At 48.0% G+C, this 523-nt stretch carries 1 protein-coding gene; it reads right to left on the bottom strand.

Features of this window, described 5'->3' with window-relative positions:
• A partial coding sequence (locus R7O13_RS30755; RefSeq protein ID WP_318305705.1) for an efflux RND transporter permease subunit occupies positions 1–523 on the bottom strand: 523 nt, incomplete at both ends.

Raw genomic sequence — 523 nt, 5'->3', positions numbered from 1 at the left:
TGCGCCCGCCTTGTCTTTATCGATTTTGATCTTCATAGTTGCAGAGTCGTAGTTCAGATCTAAGTCCGAGTAGACGAACATTGGACTGCTGGCTACGTCTGTCAGAACGTCGCTTGCGATCGTAAACAAGCTTTCGAAGCTGTTTGGTGTCGTGATAACGAACTGAATTGGTAGACCTGAACCCGCACCAGGCAGTTCTGGCATCTGGAATGCCGTGATTGACATGCCTGGTACGCTTGCAACTAATCCACCAACACGTTTGGTGATCTCAGATTGGCTGGCCTCACGCTCACTCCAAGGTTTAAGTGTTGCTAGACCAAACGCTTGGTTCGAGTTAGGCACACCGGTAAACACCTGCGCGTATTCCACCTCTGGTTGAGCCGACAGAATCTTGTTTACATCGTTCATGGTGTTTTGGATGTAATCCAAGTTCGCGTTCGAAGGTGCGGTACCCATAATTACAACTACACCTTTGTCTTCCGAAGGTGCAAGTTCACTAGGAATGAACTTGAACAAGATAGGT

Source organism: Vibrio sp. Y176 (assembly GCF_033438945.1).
This window is presented reverse-complemented; position numbering and strand designations above follow the sequence as displayed.